Annotated in this window: 1 protein-coding gene; it reads left to right on the forward strand. The window is 71.5% G+C overall.

All coding sequences use genetic code 11. From position 1 onward, the window contains the following. On the forward strand, positions 1–677 hold a 677-nt coding region (locus AB4Y92_RS25190), incomplete at both ends, for an ATP-binding cassette domain-containing protein (RefSeq protein WP_441822101.1).

Below are 677 nucleotides of genomic sequence, written 5' to 3' on the forward strand. Positions count from 1 at the left end.
GGCGGCGATCACCCGCGGCGCGATCGCCGATTCCAATGCCCGCAATGCCGAGGTGCTGAAGGCGATGGGCTTTGCCGACCGGGCGGTCGCGCGCTTCAACCTGGCCAATCGCGAGCACCTGGCGCTGCAGACCAAGGCCAATGACCTCGGCGGCAGCTTAGGGGCGGTCTCGCGCGTGCTGCGCATGATCCTGCAATCGGCGATCCTCGGCATGGGCGCCTATCTGACGATCAAGGGCGAGCTCTCGGCCGGGGCGATCATCGCCTCCTCGGTCGCCTCGTCGCGGGCGCTGGCGCCGGTCGATCTCGCGATCGCCAACTGGAAGTCCTTCGTCGCGGCACGCGCCGCCTTCCAGCGCCTGCACGAGACGGTGGTGGCGCTGAGCCAGGCGGTGGTGCCGATGCAGCTGCCGGCGCCGGTCGGCTCGCTCAAGGTCGACAAGATCACGGTCGCCGCCCCGGTCTCGGGCCAGGTCCTGCTCAGCGAGGTCGGCTTCGACCTGAAGGCGGGCACGGCGCTCGGCCTGATCGGCCCGAGCGGCGGCGGCAAGACGACGCTGGTGCGGGCCCTGACCGGGATCTGGCCGTGCCTGCGCGGCTCGGTCCGGCTCGACGGCGCCGAGCTTTCGCAATGGCCTGAGGCCGCGCTCGGCCGCTTCGTCGGCTATCTCCCGCAGG

This window comes from Lysobacter sp. TAB13, assembly GCF_052113885.1.
Taxonomy (GTDB): Bacteria; Pseudomonadota; Gammaproteobacteria; order Xanthomonadales; family Xanthomonadaceae; genus Lysobacter; species Lysobacter gummosus.